This is a genomic window from Jatrophihabitans sp., from assembly GCF_036389215.1.
GTDB lineage: Bacteria > Actinomycetota > Actinomycetes > Mycobacteriales > Jatrophihabitantaceae > Jatrophihabitans_A.
Map to the genome: position 1 here is coordinate 1 of NZ_DASVQG010000356.1, position 20,384 is coordinate 20,384.

The 20,384-nt window shown below is 69.8% G+C and carries 21 protein-coding genes and 1 pseudogene; 13 read left to right on the forward strand and 9 right to left on the reverse strand.

The genetic code is table 11. The features are described 5' to 3' along the window. The 7 genes from VF542_RS20440 to VF542_RS20470 all read left to right on the forward strand — a co-directional run. The coding region (locus tag VF542_RS20440; protein WP_408653541.1) for an RHS repeat domain-containing protein at positions 1-1,808 on the forward strand (1,808 nt) is incomplete at its 5' end. A 169-nt stretch (positions 1,809-1,977) separates the two neighbouring features. Then, on the forward strand, positions 1,978-2,052 hold the full coding sequence (locus VF542_RS20445; RefSeq protein ID WP_408653572.1) for a putative leader peptide: 75 nt from the start codon (positions 1,978-1,980) through the stop codon (positions 2,050-2,052). A gap of 56 nt (positions 2,053-2,108) precedes the next feature. Further along, positions 2,109-3,767 (forward strand): nitrite/sulfite reductase, encoded by a 1,659-nt coding sequence (locus VF542_RS20450; protein WP_408653542.1) that lies wholly within the window; start codon positions 2,109-2,111, stop codon positions 3,765-3,767. A gap of 45 nt (positions 3,768-3,812) precedes the next feature. Next, positions 3,813-4,004 carry a hypothetical protein gene (locus tag VF542_RS20455; protein WP_408653543.1) on the forward strand — a complete coding sequence of 64 codons (192 nt, stop codon included), beginning with the start codon at positions 3,813-3,815 and terminating at the stop codon, positions 4,002-4,004. Next, positions 4,001-4,726 carry a phosphoadenylyl-sulfate reductase gene (locus VF542_RS20460; RefSeq protein ID WP_408653544.1) on the forward strand — a complete coding sequence of 242 codons (726 nt, stop codon included), beginning with the start codon at positions 4,001-4,003 and terminating at the stop codon, positions 4,724-4,726. Before VF542_RS20455 ends, VF542_RS20460 begins: the two co-directional genes overlap by 4 nt. A 49-nt stretch (positions 4,727-4,775) precedes the next feature. After that, the gene (locus tag VF542_RS20465) at positions 4,776-5,255 is read left to right on the forward strand and encodes a YbaK/EbsC family protein (protein WP_408653545.1); all 480 of its coding nucleotides are present in this window, start codon (positions 4,776-4,778) and stop codon (positions 5,253-5,255) included. 10 nt (positions 5,256-5,265) lie between these two features. After that, positions 5,266-5,880 carry a GNAT family N-acetyltransferase gene (locus tag VF542_RS20470; protein WP_408653546.1) on the forward strand — a complete coding sequence of 205 codons (615 nt, stop codon included), beginning with the start codon at positions 5,266-5,268 and terminating at the stop codon, positions 5,878-5,880. Here VF542_RS20470 and metF read toward each other — a convergent pair. Next, positions 5,870-6,757 carry a methylenetetrahydrofolate reductase [NAD(P)H] gene (gene metF / locus VF542_RS20475; RefSeq protein WP_408653547.1) on the reverse strand — a complete coding sequence of 296 codons (888 nt, stop codon included), beginning with the start codon at positions 6,755-6,757 and terminating at the stop codon, positions 5,870-5,872. The two genes, VF542_RS20470 and metF, sit on opposite strands and share 11 nt — an antisense overlap. A 24-nt stretch (positions 6,758-6,781) precedes the next feature. On the opposite strand from metF, the gene VF542_RS20480 reads away from it, so the two are divergent. Beyond that, positions 6,782-7,876 carry a polyprenyl synthetase family protein gene (locus VF542_RS20480; protein WP_408653548.1) on the forward strand — a complete coding sequence of 365 codons (1,095 nt, stop codon included), beginning with the start codon at positions 6,782-6,784 and terminating at the stop codon, positions 7,874-7,876. A gap of 30 nt (positions 7,877-7,906) precedes the next feature. After that, a complete protein-coding gene (gene mptB / locus VF542_RS20485) occupies positions 7,907-9,526 on the forward strand; it encodes a polyprenol phosphomannose-dependent alpha 1,6 mannosyltransferase MptB (RefSeq protein WP_408653549.1) in 1,620 nt (539 codons plus the stop codon). A gap of 40 nt (positions 9,527-9,566) precedes the next feature. Here mptB and VF542_RS20490 read toward each other — a convergent pair. The 4 genes and pseudogenes from VF542_RS20490 to VF542_RS20505 all read right to left on the reverse strand — a co-directional run. After that, positions 9,567-9,779 (reverse strand): annotated as a pseudogene (locus VF542_RS20490) (lycopene cyclase domain-containing protein); the annotation flags it as partial. Next, a complete protein-coding gene (locus VF542_RS20495; protein ID WP_408653550.1) occupies positions 9,776-10,207 on the reverse strand; it encodes a lycopene cyclase domain-containing protein in 432 nt (143 codons plus the stop codon). The pseudogene VF542_RS20490 and the gene VF542_RS20495, both read right to left, overlap by 4 nt. A gap of 13 nt (positions 10,208-10,220) precedes the next feature. Beyond that, the gene (locus VF542_RS20500) at positions 10,221-10,559 is read right to left on the reverse strand and encodes an Rv2175c family DNA-binding protein (RefSeq protein ID WP_408653551.1); all 339 of its coding nucleotides are present in this window, start codon (positions 10,557-10,559) and stop codon (positions 10,221-10,223) included. A gap of 23 nt (positions 10,560-10,582) precedes the next feature. Then, positions 10,583-11,407 carry a spermidine synthase gene (locus VF542_RS20505; protein WP_408653552.1) on the reverse strand — a complete coding sequence of 275 codons (825 nt, stop codon included), beginning with the start codon at positions 11,405-11,407 and terminating at the stop codon, positions 10,583-10,585. An 85-nt stretch (positions 11,408-11,492) separates the two neighbouring features. Here VF542_RS20505 and pknB point away from each other — a divergent pair, with 85 nt between their 5' ends. The 4 genes from pknB (at position 11,493) to VF542_RS20525 (ending at position 17,314) form a co-directional block, all read left to right on the forward strand. Next, entirely contained in the window at positions 11,493-13,523 is a 2,031-nt protein-coding gene (pknB, locus tag VF542_RS20510; protein ID WP_408653553.1) for a Stk1 family PASTA domain-containing Ser/Thr kinase, read from the forward strand. A 48-nt stretch (positions 13,524-13,571) separates the two neighbouring features. Next, the gene (aroF, locus tag VF542_RS20515) at positions 13,572-14,603 is read left to right on the forward strand and encodes a 3-deoxy-7-phosphoheptulonate synthase (protein ID WP_408653554.1); all 1,032 of its coding nucleotides are present in this window, start codon (positions 13,572-13,574) and stop codon (positions 14,601-14,603) included. A 166-nt stretch (positions 14,604-14,769) separates the two neighbouring features. Beyond that, positions 14,770-16,944, forward strand: a complete 2,175-nt coding sequence (locus tag VF542_RS20520; RefSeq protein WP_408653555.1) for a pre-peptidase C-terminal domain-containing protein — start codon at positions 14,770-14,772, stop codon at positions 16,942-16,944. A gap of 157 nt (positions 16,945-17,101) precedes the next feature. Further along, entirely contained in the window at positions 17,102-17,314 is a 213-nt protein-coding gene (locus VF542_RS20525) for a hypothetical protein (protein WP_408653556.1), read from the forward strand. Here VF542_RS20525 and VF542_RS20530 read toward each other — a convergent pair. The 4 genes from VF542_RS20530 to VF542_RS20545 all read right to left on the reverse strand — a co-directional run bounded on the left by VF542_RS20530 (position 17,311) and on the right by VF542_RS20545 (position 20,383). Continuing rightward, complete coding sequence (locus tag VF542_RS20530; protein WP_408653557.1) at positions 17,311-18,243, reverse strand: sterol desaturase family protein; 933 nt, start codon at positions 18,241-18,243, stop codon at positions 17,311-17,313. The two genes, VF542_RS20525 and VF542_RS20530, sit on opposite strands and share 4 nt — an antisense overlap. 82 nt (positions 18,244-18,325) lie before the next feature. Then, the gene (locus VF542_RS20535) at positions 18,326-19,363 is read right to left on the reverse strand and encodes a hypothetical protein (protein ID WP_408653558.1); all 1,038 of its coding nucleotides are present in this window, start codon (positions 19,361-19,363) and stop codon (positions 18,326-18,328) included. Between the two features lie 37 nt (positions 19,364-19,400). Next, on the reverse strand, positions 19,401-19,970 hold the full coding sequence (locus VF542_RS20540) for an RNA 2'-phosphotransferase (RefSeq protein WP_408653559.1): 570 nt from the start codon (positions 19,968-19,970) through the stop codon (positions 19,401-19,403). A 2-nt stretch (positions 19,971-19,972) separates the two neighbouring features. Further along, positions 19,973-20,383, reverse strand: a complete 411-nt coding sequence (locus tag VF542_RS20545) for a glyoxalase superfamily protein (protein ID WP_408653573.1) — start codon at positions 20,381-20,383, stop codon at positions 19,973-19,975. Between the last annotated feature and the right edge of the window lies 1 nt (position 20,384).

Consider the following 20,384-nt stretch of genomic DNA (forward strand, 5'->3'; position numbering starts at 1 on the left):
TCGTTGAGGACGGCAACGGCGTCAAGACCACGTATGCCTTCGACCCGGTCATGCGCCGGCTCAGCAACCAGCAGGCCGGGCCGCTGCTGTCGCCCAACGGAACGAACCTGGGCAACTTCCAGAACGTCTCCTACGGCTACGACAAGGTCGGCAACGTCACCTCGACCGCCAACAATGTCGCGGTGCCGTCAGCGTCGAGCAAGGGCGGCCCGACATCGCAGACGTTCAACTACGACGACCTGGACCGGCTCACCGACGCCTCCGGCTCCTACCAGTTCGCCCCGGACAAGACCAACAACTACAGCTACAACCTCGCCTACGACAACCTGCACAACATCACCACCAAGAACCAGACCAACACCATCGTTCAGGGCTCCGGAATCCCGGTCAGCCAAGGCAAGACCACCTACTCGCTGGCCTACGCCTACGCCGGATCCCAGCCGCACGCCCCGTCCCATATCGGCAATAAGACCTACAGCTACGACCTCGACGGCAACCAGAACGGCTGGACCGACGACAGCAACGGGCAGCGGCGCTCCATCGTCTGGGACGAGGAGAATCGCATCCAGTCCATCTCCGACAACGGCAACCAGCAGCAGTACAAGTACGACGACACCGGCCAGCGGGTGATCAAGCGCAGCCCGAAGGAAGAGACCGACTACGTCAACCAGTTCTTCACCGTCCGCAGCAACGGCTCGATCGGCACCAAGCACGTCTTCATCGGCACCACCCGGGTCGCCTCCAAGCTGGTGAAGGACAAGGCCTACGAGAAGGACAGCTTCTACTTCCACACCGATCAGCTATCGAGCACCAACTACGTCACCGACTCCGGCGGCAAGCTCTACGAGCACCTGGAGTACTTCCCCTCGGGCGAGAGCTGGGTCGAGGAGAAGAGCAACAGCCAGCAGAACCCCGGCTTCAACACCGCATACCAGTTCAGCGGCAAAGAACTAGACGAAGAGACCCAGCTCTACTACTTCGGCGCCCGCTATTACGACCCCCGCACGGCCGTCTGGCAAAGCCCAGACCCAGCCCTAGACGACAACCTGGCTAGCCTGTCGAATGTCGCCGCTCCGAGCTTCCTCAACCTGTACAACTACGCCGACGCCAATCCACTCACCAAGGTCGACCCAGACGGTCGCACGCCCAGGTTGGCGTCCTCCACCGTCAACCCTCCGAACGTGCTGACGTACACGGATTCCGGCGGCAGGCACGCGGTGAGCGCCACCGTGAGTACCAATCAGTCCACCATGGACGCGATACGGATCAGGGCCCTACAGCTCGCCCTGGCCCAGCGGAACGTCAAGGAATCGCCGGCGGGCTCCAACGTCACCTCGTTCAGCAAGTGGTGGTACAGCGTGTGGAACCCGAAGCAGAAGGAGTACCAGGCCTGGTGCGCCATGTTCGCGACCTGGGCCTATACCACCGCGGCGGCTCAACTGGGCGTGACCACGCAAACCTTCTCCCGAGTGCACAACGGGCATGTGCACGAGGGGCGCGGCCTCTATGGCGCTTCGAGGGACCTCGTCACCGACGCCCGAGCGGGCACCAATAATCTCCGGGCCGTGGACGAGAACGAGGTCATGGCCGGAGACATCGTCACCTACCACTGGAAGCCACATCACGCTGCTCAGCACACCGGGATGTTCGTGCGCTGGAGCAGCAAGCCAGGGTATTTCTACGCTATCGAGGGCAACACGTCAGCCGAGGGTGCTAAGCATGGCAGCCAGAGCGACGGCGGAATGGTCGATCTAAGACAGCGGCACATGAGTCAGGTGGTGCAGTTCGTGAGGGTTGTGAAGCCATGACCGTCATCGAGCCCGAGGCCTGTCGTTCGTCGGTGACATCGACGTGACGCTCACCCTGGAGCGCGAGCGCACCGATGAGGAGGTGGTCGGGCAGCGGTAGCCGCTAGCCGGCCCGACAGTGAGCAGGGCAGCGTTGGTCCTCAGCGCTGAGATGTGGAACCATGTAGACATGCGCCCGGGACTGCCGCTGCTGACCTCGCGCCGCCACATCGACCTTCTCCGGGTGGCGGGCGCCACCTGTTGATGCTCCCTTCTCCAGATTTCTAGCCCTACGGGGCAATCTTGAAGGGACACGCTGTAATGGCAGCGGGCAAGGGACAAGGGCAGTGGGCGCTGGGCTACCGCGAACCGCTGAACCCGAACGAGCGCAGCAAGCGCGACAACGACGGTCTGCTGGTCAAGCAGCGGATCATCGACATCTACCAGCACACCGGGTTCGACGGCATCGACCCCGGTGACCTGCGTGGCCGGTTCCGCTGGTACGGCCTCTACACCCAGCGTGCCCAGGGCATCCCGGGCGGCCGGACCGCGATCCTGGAGCCGGAGGAGCTCGAAGACAAGTACTTCATGCTCCGGGTCCGGATCGACGGCGGCCGGCTGACCTCGGAGCAGCTGCGGGTGATCGGCGAGATCGCCACCGAGTACGGCCGCGACCTCGCCGACATCACCGACCGGCAGAACATCCAGCTGCACTGGATCCGGGTCGAGGACGTGCCCACCATCTGGGAGCGGCTGGAAGCGGTCGGGCTCAGCACCACCGAGGCCTGTGGCGACACCCCGCGGGTGATGCTCAGCTGCCCCCTGGAAGGCGTGGCCGCCGACGCCCTCGCCGACGGCTCCGACGCACTGGCCGAGACCATCGACCGCTACCTGGGTGACCCGGCCTTCTCCAACCTGCCCCGCAAGTTCAAGACCTCGATCTCGGGCTGCGCGCAGCACTGCGTCAACCACGAGATCAACGACGTGGCCTTCGTCGGGGTCCACGACGCCGACGGCGAACCCGGCTTCGACGTGTGGATCGGCGGCGGCCTGTCCACCAACCCGATGTTTGCCCAGCGGCTGGGGGTCTTCGTCCGCTCCGAGGAGGTGGCCGAGGTGTGGAGCGGGGTGGCCGGCATCTTCCGCGACTACGGCTACCGGCGCTCGCGCAACCACGCCCGGATGAAGTTCCTGGTGGCCGATTGGGGCACCGAGAAGTTTCGTGAGGTGCTCCAGGAGGAGTACCTCCTGCGCAAGCTGCCGGACGGCCCCGCACCCGATGCTTCGCCGGCGCACCGCGACCACATCGGCGTGATCGCCCAGCGCGACGGCAGGTTCGCCGTCGGCGCCACCACCGCCTCCGGGCGCACCAGCGGCACCGCGCTGATCCAGGTCGCGAAGCTGGCCGACTCGCTCGGCGGCGGCCGGATCCGCACCACCGCCCAGCAGGGCCTGGTGCTGCTGGACCTGCCCGCCGAGTCGACCGGCTCAGCGGTCGCCGAACTCGACAGGCTGGGGCTCTCGGCCCGCCCGACGAAGTTCCACCGCGGCACCATCGCCTGCACCGGCATCGAGTTCTGCAAGCTCGCCCTGGTCGAGACCAAGGGCCGGGCCGAGACCATCCGGACCGAGCTCGAGCGCCGGTTGCCCGACTTCGACACGGCAATCACGATCAACGTCAACGGCTGCCCGAACTCCTGCGCCCGGTTCCAGGTCGCCGACATCGGGTTCAAGGGCATCGTGCAGAAGGTCAAGGCCGAGGACGGCTCATTCGTCGATGCCGAGGCGTTCCAGGTGCACCTCGGTGGCCAGCTCGGCAGCGAGGCCGCCTTCGGCCGCAAGTTCCGCGGGCTGAAGGTGACCGCCGAGCAGGCCCCGGACTACGCCGAGCGGATCCTGACCGGCTACCTCGACAGGCGCACCGAGGGCGAATCCTTCGCCAGCTACGTCAGCCGCGCCGACGAGGACTGGCTGCTGTGAGCCGGCTCGCGGTGAGCCGGCTGGACCGTGAGCGGTGGTGGCGCAATGACTGAGCGCGCCGCCCCGTTCCACTGCCCGTACTGCGCCGATGAGGATCTCAGGCCGTTCGGCGAGACCCACGGCCAGTGGCGCTGCGGTGCCTGCCAGCGGGTATTTGCCTTGAAGTACTTAGGAATCGCGGCCGACTGGACGGTGCCGGCGGTACTGGCACAACCGGTCCAAGGAGAACTGTCATGAGCGAAGCAATCGTGCACGCTTCGAGCGCTGGTACCCACGGCAGGGACCTGCGGCGGCTGGCCGAGCGGGCCGGCGAGGAGCTCGAATCAGCGGCCGCGTCCGACATCCTCCGCTGGGCAGTCGAGCACTTCGGCACCGACTGGTGTGTCGCGTCGTCGATGGAGGACGCCGTGCTCTCGCACCTGGCCTCGCAGGTGATGCCCGGCATCGACGTCGTCTTCCTCGACACCGGCTACCACTTCGCCGAGACTCTCGGCATGCGGGATGCGGTCGGGGCCGTGCTGCCGGTCACGGTCCGCACCGTGCTGCCGCTGCGCACCGTCGGCGAGCAGGACGCCGAGTTCGGCCCGCGGCTGCACGAGCGCAACCCCACCCTGTGCTGCGCGATGCGCAAGGTCGAGCCGCTGAACCGGGCGCTGGCGCCCTACCGCGCCTGGGCGTCGGGGCTGCGCCGGGCCGACTCGCCCAGCCGGGCCGGGACCCGGGTGGTCGAGTGGGACGCCAAGCACGACATGGTGAAGCTGAACCCGATCGCCGCCTGGACGGACGCCGACGTGGACAGCTACGTCGAGGAGAACGGCCTGCTGGTCAACCCGCTGCTCTACGACGGCTACGGCTCGATCGGCTGCGCGCCATGCACCCGCCGGCTGCTGCCCGGCGAGGACTCCCGGGCCGGCCGGTGGGCCGGCACCACCAAGACCGAGTGCGGCCTGCACACCTGAGGCCACCGCCGGCTGAGCGGAGACGAACGGGCCACGTACTGTCCAACTCGTGGCAGACGACCTGCATCCCAACTGCGTCCTGATCAACTCGATCCTGGCCGCCGCGGGCCTGCCCGGCCGGGTCAGGATCCTGCCCGAGCCGGCACCCACAGCCGTCGCCGCCGCCGATCAGCTCGGCGTCGACGTCGCGGCGATCGTGAACTCGCTGATCTTCAGCACCGCCGAGCGGACCCCGCTGCTGGTGCTGACCAGCGGTGGTCACCGGGTCGACACCGCCAAGGTGGCAGCACTGGTGGGGACGGCGAAGCTGTCGCGGGCCTCGGCCGATTTCGTCCGCGACGCCACCGGCCAGCCGATCGGCGGCGTCGCACCGATCGGGCACCCGGCACCGATCCGCACCCTGCTCGACACCGAGCTGGCCCGATTCGGCGAGATCTGGGCAGCCGGTGGCATCCCGCATGCGGTGTTCCCGGTCAGCTATCCCGATCTGCTGGCCCTGACGTCGGCCCAACCGGTCGCAGTCGCTTAATCTGCTGGACATGGCAGAGCTAATCGGAGCCGGCAGCCCGGCGTCGACGATCACGATCGTCGACGTGCCCCGCTCCGACCTGCCGGACAGGCTCACCGAGGCGATGGCGATCTACGTCACCGCGATGGGCTATCCGACCGGCAGCGGCGCCCAGCGGGGCACCCACATGCTCAGGCACGCCGGCTTCGACTCGTTCCGCTGCCGGGCCGCGCTCAACGCCGAGGGAAGGATGCTCGGCTTCGGCTACGGCTACACCAGCCTGCCGGGCCAGTGGTGGCACGACCTGGTGCGCCGCGCCATCGCCGGAGACACCGGGCACTGGCTGGGCAACGCCTTCGAACTCTCGGAACTGCACGTTCTGCCGACCGCACAGGGAGCGGGCCTCGGCGAGCGGTTGCTGCGCTCGCTGGCCGAGGGCCTGCCGCACCGGACGATGGTGCTCTCGACGCCCGAGGGCGAGAACCGGGCCTGGCGCCTCTACCGCAGGATGGGCTTCTACGACCTGGCCCGCAATCACCTGTTCCCCGGTGACAGCCGGCCGTTCGGGGTGCTCGGGGCCACGCTGCCGTTCCCGCCACCGGCCGGCTCCGAGGGCGACGGCGGGGACTCCCAGCTCAGTCGATGAGCACGCCCGAGGTGAGGTTCGCCCACACCTCGCGGGTCGCCCGGGACCGGTTCAGGGTGTAGAAGTGGATGCCCGGAACGCCCTCGTCGATCAGCCTGCGGGCCAGCTTCGAGGTCTCCTCGATGCCCAGCTCCCGCACCGCCTTCGGATCCTCGGCGATCTCGGCGAACCTGGCGCCGAGCTCGGCCGGGAACGGGGCGCCGGTGAACTGCTCGGACCGGTTGATGATGCCCATGTTGGTCACCGGCATCAGCCCGGCGATGATCGGCACCTCGCAGCCGGCAGCGGCCACCCGGTCACGCAGCCGCAGGTAGGCCTCGGGCTCGAAGAACATCTGGGTGATGGCGTAATCGGCCCCGCGGCGGCACTTCTCGATGAAGCGGAGGGTGTCGTCCTCGATCGATTCCGACCTGGGGTGCTTGTACGGGAACGCCGCCACCCCGACGGTGAAATCGCCGTGCGCCCGCAGCAGGCTCACCAGATCACCGGCGTAGCTGAGCCCCTCCGGATGTGAGACCCATTCCCCCAGCGGGTCGCCGGGCGGGTCGCCCCGCAACGCCAGGACGTTGGAGATGCCGGCGTCGGCCAGCCGGCCGACGATGGCCCGGAGCTCGGCGACGGAGTGGCCCACCGCGGTCAGGTGCGCCACCGGCAGCAGGGTGGTGTCGCTGGCGATCCGCTCGGTGATCTCGATGGTGTGGTCCCGGGTGGCGCCGCCGGCTCCGTAGGTGACCGAGACGAAGTCCGGATGCAGCGACTCCAGCTCGCGGATCGTCGTCCACAGCAGCCGGTCGTCCTCCCGGGACTTGGGCGGGAAGAACTCGAAGGAGAAGGTCGGCCTGCCGGCCTTGAAACAGTCCCTGACCGTGCGCGCCATTCCCTGAGGGTAATGTCAAAAGCTGTGGCTGAGCGCGTGGACCTGCCGAGCCCGGCCGCCACCCTTCCCGACCGGATCGCCGACGAGCTGACGGCCTTCCTCACCCAGCGGGCCGGCCTGCTGGCCGGCATCTCCCCCGACCTCGGCCTGCTGGCCCAGGCCGCGCGAACCGCGGTGCTCACCGGCGGCAAGCGGTTGCGTCCCACCTTCGCCTACTGGGGCTGGCGCAGCGTCCAGCCGGAGGCGGCGGCCGGTGAGGCCCAGCTGATCCGGGCCGCGGCCGGCCTGGAACTGCTGCACGCCTGCGCGCTGGTGCACGACGACGTGATGGACAGCTCCGACATCCGGCGCGGCCAGCCGGCGGCGCACGTCCGGTTCGACCGGTTCCATCGCGAGCAGGGCTGGCCGGGCTCCGGGCAGGCCTTCGGGGCGGCCACTGCGATCCTGCTCGGCGACCTGCTGCTGTCGTGGTCGGAGGAGCTGTTCACCTCGGCCATCGGCTGCCTGCCGCCGGAGCGGGCCAGGGCCACGATCGCCGAGTTCGACGTGATGCGCACCGAACTGGTCGCCGGGCAGTTCCTGGACATGCTGGCCCAGGCGCGCGGTGCCTTCGACCCTGACGAGGCGTTGCGGGTGGTCGAGTTCAAGACCAGCAAGTACACCGTGCAACGGCCGCTGCTGCTCGGGGCCATCGCGGCCGGCGGCTCGCCGGAGGTTCTCGAGATCCTCTCGGCCTACGGCCTGCGGATCGGTGAGGCGTTCCAGCTGCGCGACGACCTGCTGGGGGTGTTCGGCGACCCGACCGAGACCGGCAAGCCGGCCGGCGATGACCTGCGTGAAGGCAAGCGGACCCTGCTGGTGGCGCTGGCCCACCAGGCCGGGAACCCGTCCCAGCGGGCGTTGCTGCAGGCCGGCATCGGCGACCCGGCGCTCACCGCGGACGGCGTGGCACGGTTGCACGAGGTGCTGCAGGAAACCGGGGCGCACGAGCGGGTCGAGCTGCGGATCGTCGAGCGGGCGACCGAGGCGGCTCGGTGCCTGAGCACCGGGTTGCTCCAGCCGGCCGCCGCGCAGGCCCTGCTGGAACTCGCCCAGGCCGCCGCGCACCGGACGTTCTGAACCCCTCGCCGGATCTGCGACGATGGGCGGGTGACTGTCAGCCTCCAGCGGCACGTCCCGGCACCGCCGCCGGTGCCGAGCAGCCTGCGCTGGTTCGCCAAGGCTGTGGACGGCTGGGGCCTGGCCGCGATCGCCCGGGCCGGCCTGCTCGGCACCGTCCTGATCGCGTTGGGCAGTTTCGGCGCCGGTGCGCTGCCGGCCAACGACCCGACCCGGTTGATACCGGTGCTGGGCCTGCTCCGGCACGGCCAGGCTGGCCTGTACACCGCGCTGGCGCTGTACTACCTCGGCCTCGTCCTGGTGGTGACCGCCTGGCTGCTGCTGGGCCGCCTGCTGCTGACCGGCTCGACCCGCGGCGAGCACGCCAGCACCGGCGAGGTGGTCGGGGTGCCGCTGCTGCGCCGGATCCTGATCGGCTGGACCGTCCCGCTGCTGTTCGGCATGCCACTGGCCAGCTCGGATCTCTACAGCTACGCCGCCCAGGCCCAGCTGGCCCGGCACGGCCTGGACCCCTACACCACCACCCCGGCCGACCTGCCCGCGGTGGACCTGGGCAAGTTCCTCGACAACGTCGCCTGGAAGTGGGTCGACACGCCGTCACCGTACGGCCCGCTCTGGGTGGCGGTCTCCAAGTGGGTGGCGGCGCTCACCGGCAACCATGCGCTGGTCAGCGTGCTGCTGCTGCGGTTGCTGCCGTTCGCCGCGATCGTGCTCACCGCCCGGCTGCTGCCGGTGCTGGCCGGCCGGTACGCCAAGCGTTCGGACCTGGCGCTGTGGCTGGCCATCGGCAACCCGCTGATCCTGGTGCACGCCGTCGGCGGTGGCCACAACGACGCGGTGATGGTGGCGCTGATCGTGGCGGGGCTGGTGCTGGTGTCGCGGCCGGCAGCCGGCTGGCACGACCTGGTCGCCGGGATCGCGCTGATGACCCTCGCCGCGGCGGTGAAGTCGCCGGGGCTGGTGGCGGTGGCCTTCGCGGTGCCGATCTACCTGAACGGTCGAACGGCTGCCGGCCGGCCAGGCCTGCGCCGCCGGGACTGGGTCAGGCACTGCGCGATCGCGGTGGCGGTCGCGGTGCCGGTGTTCGCGGTGGTGTCGCTCATCGCAGGGGTCGGCCTGGGCTGGGCGCGGCAGGTCAGCTCCGGGGTGCCGGTGATCAACTTCATGTCGATCCCCACCATGCTGGCCGTCGGCTACCGGGCCGCGATCGGCGCCGCCCACGCCGGCACGCTGGTGGACGCCACGGTGCGCGGTTTCCGCAACGCCGGCCTGATCGTCAGCGCGCTGCTGCTGGTGGTGCTCTGGTTCCGGGCGGTGCGCGGGCCGGCGATGCGGCTGCTGGCGCTCGGCCTGGTCACCCTGGTGGTGCTGGGGCCCGCGGTCCAGCCGTGGTACTTCAGCTGGTCGCTCACCATCGCCGCGGTGTTCCTGGTCGCGCCCCGGCAGCTCGGCTGGATCGCCACCGCGTCGATCTCACTGACCCTGCTCACCCGCCCGATGGGCTCGAGCCTGGAGATGGCGGCCTACGTCCCGGCGGTGCTGGCCGCGGCGCTGGCCACCCGGGCCCTGCTCGGCCCGGTGGTGCAGCGATCCCCCGAGGCGGCAACCGGGCAGCGCGCCGGCCCAGCGCAACCCAGCACGAGAGCGTGAGCAGGATCAGCGCGAAGCCGAAGCCGAGGTCCTCCACCGGGGCGTAGGCCACCCGCAGTCCCAGGATGGTGTCCGGGTCGTACTGGACGATGCGCAGCCCGGTCAGCAGCCCGTTCACCAGCAGCTGGAAGCCGACCATGATCGCGTAGGACACCCAGAACGCCTTGCGGCACAGCAGTCTCGTCCGCAGCAGCACCAGGTCGCAGGCGGCCGCGCCGAGCAGCCCGCCGACGACCAGCCAGGTGTAGGTCATCGCGCCGGACGGTCCGGCTCGGCGGGATCGCGCGGATCGCCGCAATCGGCGGTATTCGGCTCAGCCGGCTCAGCCGGCTCAGCCGGCTCAGCCGGCTCGGCCGGCTCGTCACCGATCGGCCAGCCCGGCCGGCGGCGCGCCACCGCCTCCAGGGTGAGGATCGCGCAGGTCGGGATCACCACGAAGAACAGCACCTCCTCCACCGGCAGACCGGCGAGGTCCAGGCCGATGAGGTAGTCGCGGTCGAAGTGCCAGTGGCCGTGCCGGACCGCGTACAGGTCCCAGGCCACTCCCAGCACCAGACCCGGGACCAGCGCGGCGAGCAACCTGCGCCAGCGGGGATAGACCCGGACCCGGAGCACGAGCTCCAGCGGCAGGGTGCCGAGCAGGCAGCCGGCCAGCACGGCCAGGTAGGTCAGCTGGCGCACGGCCGGCCCGGCATCAGAACGCCGCCGCCTGGGCCCGCCGCTTGATCTCCGTCCCCCGGTTCTCGGCCAGTGCCTGCACCGGGGTGCCGGGCAGCGAATCGTCGGCCCGCAGCAGCCAGTCGATGATCTCGGGGTCGGCGTAGCCGCCGTCGCGCAACAGGGTGATCACCGACGGCAGCGCCTTGAGCACGGCTCCACCGGCCACGAACGCCCGGGGCAGCACCCGGCGCCCGGCGTCGTCGGTGGTCACCACCAGCTGGCCGTCCTTGAGCAGCTGGTGCACCTTCGTGATCGGGATGCCGAGCAGTTCGGCGGCGTCGGGGAGGGTGATCAGTTCGGTCTGGTCGGGCATGCGATCAAGCCTGCCATGCGGCCTCAGCGGATCCGCCAGCCGTCCCGGACAGGCTCCGGTGACGGTGCGCACTCGGCGTCGGTCCAGGGCCGGGCGCTGCCGTGCCGCACGGCCAGCTGCCTGCGGTCGCGGACACCGGCCGGGAACGGCTGCCGGGCGATCTGGCGGCGCAACTCCGCGACGTCCAGCGGCCCGGCCGAGGCGGCCAGCACGACGTTGCCGAACCGCCGGCCCTTGAGGACGTCGTTGGAGCTGACCATGGCCAGGTCGCCGAACACCGCCCGCAAGCCCGCCAGCACCCGGCCGAGGTAGCGCAGGCCCGGCTCGTCCACCAGGTTCGCCAGGAACAACCCGTCGGCCTTGAGCACCCGGGAGACGTCGGTGAAGAACTCCAGCGTGGTCAGCGACGCCGGCACCCGGCCGTCGGCGTAGGCATCGAGCACCACGACGTCGGCGCTGGCGTCGGCCAGCCCGCTCACCCCGGCGCGGCCGTCCAGGGGCCTGATCCGGATCCGGTGCTCGCGGGGAAGCGGCAACCTGCTGCGCACCAGCTGGGTCAGTTCGGTGTCGGGCTCCAGCACGATCTGCGGCGAGCCGGGCCGGCTGGCCTGCAGGTAGCGCGGCATGGTCAGCGCGCCGCCGCCGATGTGGGTGACCGCCAGCGGGCCGTCCGGCAGGGTCGCCAGGACGCTGGCGAAGTACTGGATGTACTCGAAGTCGAGGTAGGTCGGGTCGTCGATGTCGACATAGGACTGCCGGACGTCGTCCATCACCAGCATGGTGCCGCCGGGATGCTCCTCATCGGCGATCAGCTCGATCCGCGGCCTGGACGGCGTCCCAGCGGGCATGCCGACAACCCTACTGTCGCCATCGGCCACCGGCCCGCCGCGCGGCGCGGACCGGGGGTTCTAGGACACGAACTAGAATTGCGGCGTGCAGACGGCTCCTGACCGGATCGTCGGCCGTGTGCTGGAAGGTCGGTACCGGGTTCTCCGCCAGCTTGCCCCCGGTGGCATGTCGACCGTGTACAGCGCACTGGACGAGCGCCTTGACCGCCCGGTAGCGGTCAAGGTGATGTCGGCTGCCCTGTCGATGGATCCGGCCTTCGCCGACCGGTTCGCCCGCGAGGCGCGGGTGGCCGCCAGGCTCTCGCACCTCAACGCCGTCGCCGTCTATGACCAGGGCAGCGACGACGGGCACGTGTTCCTGGTGATGGAGCTGGTGCAGGGCCGGACGCTGCGCGACCTGCTGCGCGAGCGCGGCGCGCTGCCGCCGGAGCTGGCCGTCTCGATCATGGAGCCGGTGCTCGGCGCGCTGGCGGCGGCGCACCGGGCCGGCCTGGTGCACCGTGACGTCAAGCCCGAGAACATCCTGCTGGCCGACGACGGTGCTGTGAAGGTGGCCGACTTCGGCCTGGCCCGGGCGATCGAGGCCGACCAGAGCAGCACCCGCACCGGACTCATGATGGGCACCGTGGCCTACTGCCCGCCGGAGCAGATCTCGCGCGGGTCAGCCGATGCGCGCTCGGATGTCTACTCGGCCGGGGTGGTGTTCTTCGAGCTGCTCACCGGCTCGGCGCCCTATCGCGGGGACAGCGCGATGGCGGTGGCCTACCAGCACGTGAACTCCGACGTGCCGCCGCCGTCCACCCGGCGACCGGGGATTCCGCCCCAGCTGGACGAGATCGTGGTTCGGGCCACCTCCCGGGAACCGGGCGGGCGCCCGCTGGACGCCGGGGCGATGCTGGCCGAACTGCACAATGCCCGGATCGACCTGGGGCTGCCGGTGGTCGGCGTGCCGCCCCGGCCGCAGACCGCGAACCCGACGCAGGACACCCAGCGGATCGTCCGGCTGCCCCAAGCCGGCACCGCGACGTCAGCCACCGCGACGTCAGCCACCGCGATGTCGGCAGCCGCGATGTCGGCCACCGCTCCGACGCCGGCCAGCCCGGCTGCCTCCGATCTGCAGCACACGACGGTGCACCAGCGGGACCGGGCCGAGCCCCAGGGTGACGACCGCGATCGCCGAGACCGGCCCGGGCCCCGCCCCGTAGCCACCCGGCGCCGCCGGTCCCGCCGCCGCGCCGCCATCGTGGTCGCCATCATCCTGCTGCTGGGCCTGCTGACCGGCTACGGGGCGTGGTACCTGGCAGTCGGGCGTTACCACGCGGTGCCCGACGTGGCCGGTGACAGCCGGGCGACGGCGGTGCAGGAGCTGCGCAGCGCGGGCTTCAGCGTCGACTCCGCCGTCGACCAGGCGTACTCCGAGACCGCGGCCGCCGGCTCCGTGCTCGGCAGCAGCCCGGACGCCGGCAGCCATCTGCTCAGCGGCCACAGCGTGCGGCTGGTGATCTCGCGCGGCCCGGAGCGGTTCGTGGTGCCCCAGGTGGCCGGCCGCGGCTACGCCGAGGCCGAGCAGGCCTTCGCCGCGCTCCCGGTGCGGCTGGTCCGCCGCGACACCGCCGATCCCACCGGCAAGATCGCCCCGGGCCAGGTCATGCGTACCGATCCGGGGCCGACCGCCAAGGTGAAGCGGGATTCGGTGGTCACCGTCTACGTCTCGACCGGGCCGCCGATCATCGCGGTGCCCGACGTGGTCGGCAAGACCAAGGACGAGGCCAGCTCGATCCTCACCAAGGCCGGGTTCGAGCTCAACCTCGAACGTGACTACTCCGACACCGTCCCGGACGGCTCGGTGATCCGCCAGGACCCGGTGGCCAGGGCCTCGGTGGCGAAGTTCAGCACCGTCAACCTGGTCATCTCCCAGGGGCCCCGGCTGATCACGCTCCCCCAGATCCGCAACGGCACGCCGCTCGCCCTGGCCCAGCACCGGCTGGAGGGGCTCGGCCTCAAGGTCCGGGTCAAGCGGGCCTTCGGCGGCTTCCTCGGCACCGTGGTCGGCATGGATCCCGGTGCCGGGACGCAGGTGCGGCCGGGCACCGAGGTAGTGCTGACCGTCGTCTGACGCCGAACCAGGGCAGCCGCCTTCCGGTCGCGGGTTAGCCTTGGCCGCATGGTGATCGTGATGGCTGCGTCCGCGACTCAGGCCGACATCGACCGGGTGGTCAGCCACATCGAGGTCCACGGCGGCCAGGCCTTCGTCAGCCGTGGCGTCACCCGCACCATCATCGGCGTGGTCGGCACCGAGGCGGTCCTGGAGACCATCGACGTCCTGGGCCTGCCCGGCGTGGCCGACACCAAGCGGATCACCGCGGCGTACAAGCTGGTCGCGGCCGAGAACCACACCAAACGCAGCACCGTCCGGGTCGGCGGGGTGCCGATCGGGCCGGACACCTTCACCCTGATCGCCGGGCCGTGCGCGGTGGAATCGGCGGAGCAGGCGATGGAGTCGGCCCAGCTGGCCAAGCGCGCCGGAGCCAGCCTGCTGCGCGGTGGCGCCTACAAGCCGCGCAGCTCGCCGTATGCGTTCCAGGGCCTGGCCGGTGCCGGGCTGAAGATCCTCGCCGAGGTCCGGCAGGAGACCGGCCTGCCGTTCGTCACCGAGGTGCTGGACGTCAACGATGTCGACCTGGTCGCCGAGTACGCCGACATGCTGCAGATCGGCACCCGGAACATGCAGAACTTCGGGCTGTTGCAGGCCGTCGGCAGCGTCGGCAAGCCGATCATGATCAAACGCGGGCTGTCGGCCACCTATGAGGAGTGGCTGATGGCCGCCGAATATGTCGCGCAGCGCGGCAACCTCGACATCGTGCTGTGCGAGCGGGGCATCCGCTCGTTCGAGCCGACCATCCGGAACATGTTCGACGTCTCGGCGGTGCCGATGATGCAGCTGCTGTCCCACCTGCCGATCATCGTCGACCCGTCGCACTCGGCCGGCCGGCGGGATCTGGTGGTGCCGCTGGCCCGGGCCGGCATCGCGGCCGGCGCCGACGGCGTGATGGTCGACGTCCACCCGCATCCGGAGCAGGCGCTGGTCGACGGCCCGCAGGCGCTGTACGGCACCTCGCTGGACGAGCTGGCCGAGATCGTCATGACGCTGCCCGCGCTGCTCGGGCGAACCTCGGCGGCACTGCGGGCGGGCTAGCCAGAGCCGCTCAACAGGCGCCCGCAGGTCACGCCGCTTTCGTATCCCAGATTTCGCACTATCCGGCGAGCCTCTAGCCAAACCGTCTCAAGGTCAGCAAGGTGGAGGCAAGCCGCTACTGGTGCTCGTACCGGTCACAGCTACTCCTTCCCCCGGAGGTCCCCCGATGCGCTCCCTTGGCTTCAGCAGCGGCAGCGAGTCGAGCAGTTCCACCCTCGTGTCCGGCCGGGTCCCCCTGCGGCGCGTTCTGCTGGCGCTCACCCTGGTGGTCAGCAGCTGGGTGGCCACTGCCTCGTTGTCGGCGACCACTGCCGCGGCCGTCGAGAACCCACCGCTGTGGCAGACCATGAGCGGCTGCGGCGCGCTGGTTCCCACCACGACCATTCAGGCGACGCCGTCGGACTACGTGTTGCAGCTTCCGAAGTTGAAGGCCGGTGTTCGGCTCCAGTTGGCCGCCGGCACCTACACCCAGGGGCTCAACCTGAGGGACAAGAACGGGCAGCCGGACCAGTGCATCATCGTCGAGGGCCCGGCCAGCGGCTCTCCCCCTGCTGTGTTCACAGGCAGCGACAGCTGGAACATCGTGAGTTTGAGGAACTCCAGCTACATCGCGGTGCGCAACCTGTCCCTCGACGGCCAAGGCAAGGGCGGGGACGGCGTCCGGGGCGAGAAGAGGTCCTCGTCCTCGACCACGCCCGCGTGGACCCACCACATCCTGATCGACGGGCTGAGCTTCAAGAACTTCAACGCCAACCAGATCTCGGGCATCAACACCAAGGATCCGGCCTGGAACTGGGTGGTCCGCAACAACACGATCACCAGCACGTACACCGGCATGTACTTCGGCGACTCCGACGGGACCGGTGAGACGGCCAACTTCCTGGTCGAGAACAACCTGGTCTACGACACTCTCGGCTACAACCTGCAGTTCAAGCACCAGCTCAGCCGCGACACCTCACTCGGCATGCCTTCGTCCGGGACGACGATCATCCGGAACAACACCTTCAGCAAGGAGAACGGCGCCCTCACCGGTTCGCTGGCGCGCGCGAACCTGCTGGTGGACCACTGGCCGCTCTCGGGCGCCGGGTCGACGGACAGCTACCAGATCTATGGCAACCTGTTGTGGCAGAACCCGTCCGAGGGCCTGTTCCAGGGTGAGGGGAACTTCTCCTTCCACGACAACCTGCTGGTCAACCGCAACGGTGACGGCGCCTACAGCCAGCCGCACAACGACGTGCCCAAGCGGATCGACTTCTACAACAACACCGTGGTCACCACCGGCACCGGCATCCGGATCACGGGCGCCGACACCACCAACTACCAGCAGCGGGTGTTCGGCAACGCGGTGTTCGCCGGCATCCCGCTGTACGGCGACGGTCAGCAGAGCAACAACATCACCGGGACCTACAGCGCCGCCTCGTCCTATCTCAACAACCCGATGGCGGCGTTGGGTTCGGGCCTGGACCTCTATCCCAAGACCGGCCAGTTGCAGGGCACCGCCATCGACTACTCCGCCGTCTCCGGCCAGCGCGACTATGACCGCGACTTCAACGACCGGCAACGCATCACCACCTACCGCGGCGCCTACTCCGGCGACGGCGTCAACCCCGGCTGGACTCCGGCACTGGCGATCAAACCCCAGCCCACCACCGCGCCGCCGCCCACCGGCACCGGCCTGCAAAACGGCGTCGCCGTCACCGGCATCTCCGGGACCACCGGCAGCCAACAAACCTGGACCATGACCGTGCCGACCGGCGCGTCGAACCTGAAGTTCCAAACCACCGGCGGCACCGGCGACGCCGACCTCTACGTCCGGCTCGGCTCCGCACCCGCCACCACCGCCTACGACTGCCGATCAGACGGCGGCACCACCACCGAAACCTGCACCTTCCCCGCCCCCACACCCGGCACCTGGCAGGTCATGATCCACGGCTACGCCGCCTACTCCAGCACCAGCCTGACCGGCAGCTACCAAACCAGCCCCGCCTGCACCACCGTCTCCGAGATCGAACCCAACGGCACCACCGCCCCGCAACCCATCACCGGACCCTGCAACCAGGTCTCAGGAACCTACGTCAACGAAACCTCAGCCAACGACTGCTTCCGCATCAGCGTCCCCGCCGGGCGCACCGTCACCGGCCAGCTCTACGGCCTCAGCGTCGACTACAACCTCTTCATCTACAGCGTTGCAGACACCCAACTCGTCGCCTCCACCCACACCGGCACCGCCCCAGAACAAGTCGCCTGGACCAACACCAGCACCACCGCCGTCAGCGTCGACGTCCGAGTCCAACGCACCGCCACCACCCAAACCACCTACCAACTCGGCATCAGCTACTGATGTGAGGCAGGCTCGCCCCCTTCCCGGACCGAGGGGGCGTGCCTGCGCGACTGCCGACCGGCGGAACTGCCTCCGAACCGGAGTGGGGCTAGAGTCGAACGGCGGCCAGGCAGCGGCTCGCATCGGTCGCGAGGGCCGGCTGGGCACGGGAGGCATCATGACCAATCCGCTCGACGACGAGGTGTACGGCGACAAGCGCGTCGACGAGGACAACGCCGCGCTGAACGGAAACCCGGGCAAGCCGCAGTCGGACTACCAGCAGTTCGACGACGACCAGCCTGAGATCGACCCGAGTGACTTCGAGGGCACCAACCAAGATCTCGTCCCCGGCACCGTCCGGCCGACGGATCCCGAGGACGAGTCGAACTAAGCGCGGCGGACCGGGCTCAGCTGCTCGGGATTGGGCTGCGCCGGGTCCAGCCGGGCGCCGGCCGGTTGCCAGCCGGGCGGGCCGAAGATGTGCCCGAGCTTCGCCTTCAGCCCATGCGCGCGCCGGACGTCGCGACCGATGTTCACGAACTCCCCGAACGCCACCTTGATCGGGTTGTAGGTGTCGATGTTCTTGGTCAACCCGTAGGTCGGCCGGTGCGTCTCGGGCACGAAGCTGCCGAACATTCGGTCCCAGATGATCAGGATGCCGGCGTAGTTCACGTCGAGGTAGTCGGCGTCACTGCCGTGGTGCACCCGGTGGTGGGACGGGGTGTTGAACACCGCCTCGAACCAGCCCGGCATCTTCTCGATCTTCTCGGTGTGCAGGAAGAACTGGTAGATCAGGCTCCAGGCCATCGCGGTGAAGATCACCCACGGCGGGATGCCGATCAGCGCCAGCGGCATCCAGAACGGCAGCAGGAGCATCGGCGTCCACTTCTGCCGCAGCGCGGTCGAGAAGTTGTAGTGCGTCGACGAGTGGTGCACGATGTGGCCCGCCCAGAAGAACCGGATCCGGTGCGAGGCCCGGTGGAAGCCGTAATAGGCCAGGTCGTCGGCGAAGAACACCAGCACCCAGGTCCACCAGTACTGCGGGCTGAGCCGCAGCGGGGTCAGCTCGTAGAGGGCGGCGTACACGACCAGCACCACCAGCCGCCAGAACAGGTTCACCACCGCGTAGCCGACGCCCATCGCCAGGCTGGTGCGGGTGTCGGCGGGGTCGTAGCCGCGCACCACCTCGGCGGCTCCGCCCGTGCCGACGGTGAACTGGTCGTGGTGCAGGACGTGGATGGCGAGGATCTCCAAGGCCAGGAAGACCACGAACACCGGGATCGCGAACATCACCGGGTCATGGATCTCGGTCAAGGACATTGCGCGCTCCCCTCGCTTCGGCTGGTGATCATGCGCCGCCGGTGGCTACCTGACCTTGCTGAAAGTAACGCAGATCGGCCTCTCATGCGCCACCGAGAGCCTGCTTGAGCCTGGCCAGCCCCGCCTCGGTGAGCTGGTCGTCGTGGATGCTGAGCGCCCAGTCCCAGCCGTCGGAGGTCCAGCGGTGCTGGACCTGGGACCAGTGGAGCGGCCAATCCTCCTCCGAGCTGGGCCGGCGAGCCAGCGAGCCCAGGTGGCTCTCACCGATGCTGGCCTCGAACGAGCCGTCGGGCTCGTGGACGTGAACGTGCACGCTCACGTCGAGCTCCAGTCGCAACGGCAGCGGTGCGACGTGGGCACCGAACCAGTCGGCCCGCTCGGCCAGGTCGGCCTGCCACTCCCGCTCGCGCTCGGCCCGCTCGTCCGCCTCGGGCCGGACCGGTCCTTCCCAGCGGAACAGCTGCTCGTCGGCTTCCTCGCCGACGACGAACTCGGTCCACTCGTCGACCGAACCGAATCCGTCGTTGCGCTGCTGCAGCACCAGGCCGGTCTCACGGTCGACCAGCAGCTGGGTCGGGAACGGCTTGTGGGCCGGCGGCGCCAGCTCGACGGTGTAGACGGGGCGGTCCAGGAAGGTGGCTTCGCCGACCGGCCCGGTCGGGCGGGTGAAGTCCTCACCGGTGAAGTCGGCGGCGGCGCGGCGGTGCAGCAGCTGGGTGCCGTGGCCCTGGTAGGTGACCACGCGGCTGGGCGACTCCACCGGTACCGGGTCATCGCCGCGGAACTGCCAGCAGCGCTCGTCCCCGACGATCAGCGACGGCCGGCCGGCCGGGCGCTCCAGGCGAACCCGCCGCCCGGAGCGCCAGACCCGGGTCAGCACCGGCTCCTCCTCGGCCGGGTCGGGCGGCTCAGGCGGCTCGGCACCGGCCTCGGCGTCCGTCGCGGAGGCGAAGCCGGCGAACACCGGCATCGGCTCGCCGGCGAACGCGGTCCATCCGAAGTAGCGCTGCGAGTCATCGGCACCCTCACGGCTGCTGATCAGGCCGCGCACCGGCAGGTCGGGCCCGTCGACCATCAGCGTCAGCAAACCGACCCATGAGATGGCGCCTGGCGTTGTCATGCCGGTGACCCTAACTTGCGGGTTCGCCGGCCTCGGCTCAACTCAGCAGGGACAGGTAGCGGGCCGGCACCTGCCTGGTCAGCCACACGCCGTTGCCCGAGACGCTGAACAGCTGACCGTCGGAGTGCATGGCCCGCGCGTCGACCACCAGCACGGCGCACCGGCCGCGGCGCGCGCCCACCCGGCGGGCGGTCTCGACGTCGGGCGACAGGTGCACGTCATGCCGGGAGCCGCGGTGCAGGCCCTGGGCGAGGATCGACTCGACGTTGCCTACCGGGGTGCCGTGATAGAGCCGGTCCGGTGGCACTGCCGACGGCAGCCCGAGATCGACGGCGACGGAGTGACCCTGGTTGGCCCGGATCCGGTCGGTGGCCGGATCGAGTGCGAACCGCTGCTTGTCGCTCGTCGCCACCAGGTGCTGCAGCTCGTCGCGCGACAGCGGGTAGCCGTGGTCGCGCAGGGCGGACAGCAGGGTGTCGACCGCCACCCAGCCGGCCGGGTCGAGGGTGATGCCGACCGATGCCGGGTCGTGCCGCAGGATGCGCGAGAGCAGCTTCGATGCCCGTACCCGATCCACCCGCTCAGTCTCCGCCGGATCCCTCGGCATGGTCAGGCCCGGCGCCCCTCCTGCACCGCCCAGCTGTTGCCGTCCGGGTCGCTGAAGAAGACGAACGAGCCGAACTCCCGGCGCTCCGGGTCGAGGCCGGGCTGCAGGCCGCCCTCGTCGAAGTGCGAGATCTCGCTGGCCTGGACGCCGTGGGACACCAGGTGCTCGTGCGCGGCCTCGATGTCGGAGACCACCAGCTGCAGGCCGCGCACCGACCCCGGCGCCGCGTCGTTGAGCCCCGTCCCGATCGTGATCGAGCAGGCCGAACCGGGTGGGGTCAGCTGGACCACCCGGAAGTTCTCGCCGGCCCGGTGGTCCACATCGAGGTGGAAGCCGAGCTTCTCGGTGTAGAACTCCTTCGCCCGGTCGACGTCTGACACCGGGACTACCACCACTTCGAGCTTCCAATCCATC

Coding starts and splice junctions, on each gene's coding strand:
- VF542_RS20455 (WP_408653543.1), top strand. CDS start 3,813: ATGACTGAGCGCGCCGCCCCGTTCCACTGCCCGTACTGCGCCGATGAG.
- VF542_RS20460 (WP_408653544.1), top strand. CDS start 4,001: ATGAGCGAAGCAATCGTGCACGCTTCGAGCGCTGGTACCCACGGCAGG.
- VF542_RS20535 (WP_408653558.1), bottom strand. CDS start 19,363: ATGACAACGCCAGGCGCCATCTCATGGGTCGGTTTGCTGACGCTGATG.
- aroF (WP_408653554.1), top strand. CDS start 13,572: ATGGTGATCGTGATGGCTGCGTCCGCGACTCAGGCCGACATCGACCGG.
- VF542_RS20505 (WP_408653552.1), bottom strand. CDS start 11,407: ATGCCCGCTGGGACGCCGTCCAGGCCGCGGATCGAGCTGATCGCCGAT.
- VF542_RS20530 (WP_408653557.1), bottom strand. CDS start 18,243: ATGTCCTTGACCGAGATCCATGACCCGGTGATGTTCGCGATCCCGGTG.
- VF542_RS20470 (WP_408653546.1), top strand. CDS start 5,266: ATGGCAGAGCTAATCGGAGCCGGCAGCCCGGCGTCGACGATCACGATC.
- VF542_RS20525 (WP_408653556.1), top strand. CDS start 17,102: ATGACCAATCCGCTCGACGACGAGGTGTACGGCGACAAGCGCGTCGAC.
- VF542_RS20450 (WP_408653542.1), top strand. CDS start 2,109: ATGGCAGCGGGCAAGGGACAAGGGCAGTGGGCGCTGGGCTACCGCGAA.
- VF542_RS20520 (WP_408653555.1), top strand. CDS start 14,770: ATGCGCTCCCTTGGCTTCAGCAGCGGCAGCGAGTCGAGCAGTTCCACC.
- metF (WP_408653547.1), bottom strand. CDS start 6,757: ATGGCGCGCACGGTCAGGGACTGTTTCAAGGCCGGCAGGCCGACCTTC.
- VF542_RS20545 (WP_408653573.1), bottom strand. CDS start 20,383: ATGGATTGGAAGCTCGAAGTGGTGGTAGTCCCGGTGTCAGACGTCGAC.
- VF542_RS20500 (WP_408653551.1), bottom strand. CDS start 10,559: ATGCCCGACCAGACCGAACTGATCACCCTCCCCGACGCCGCCGAACTG.
- VF542_RS20540 (WP_408653559.1), bottom strand. CDS start 19,970: ATGCCGAGGGATCCGGCGGAGACTGAGCGGGTGGATCGGGTACGGGCA.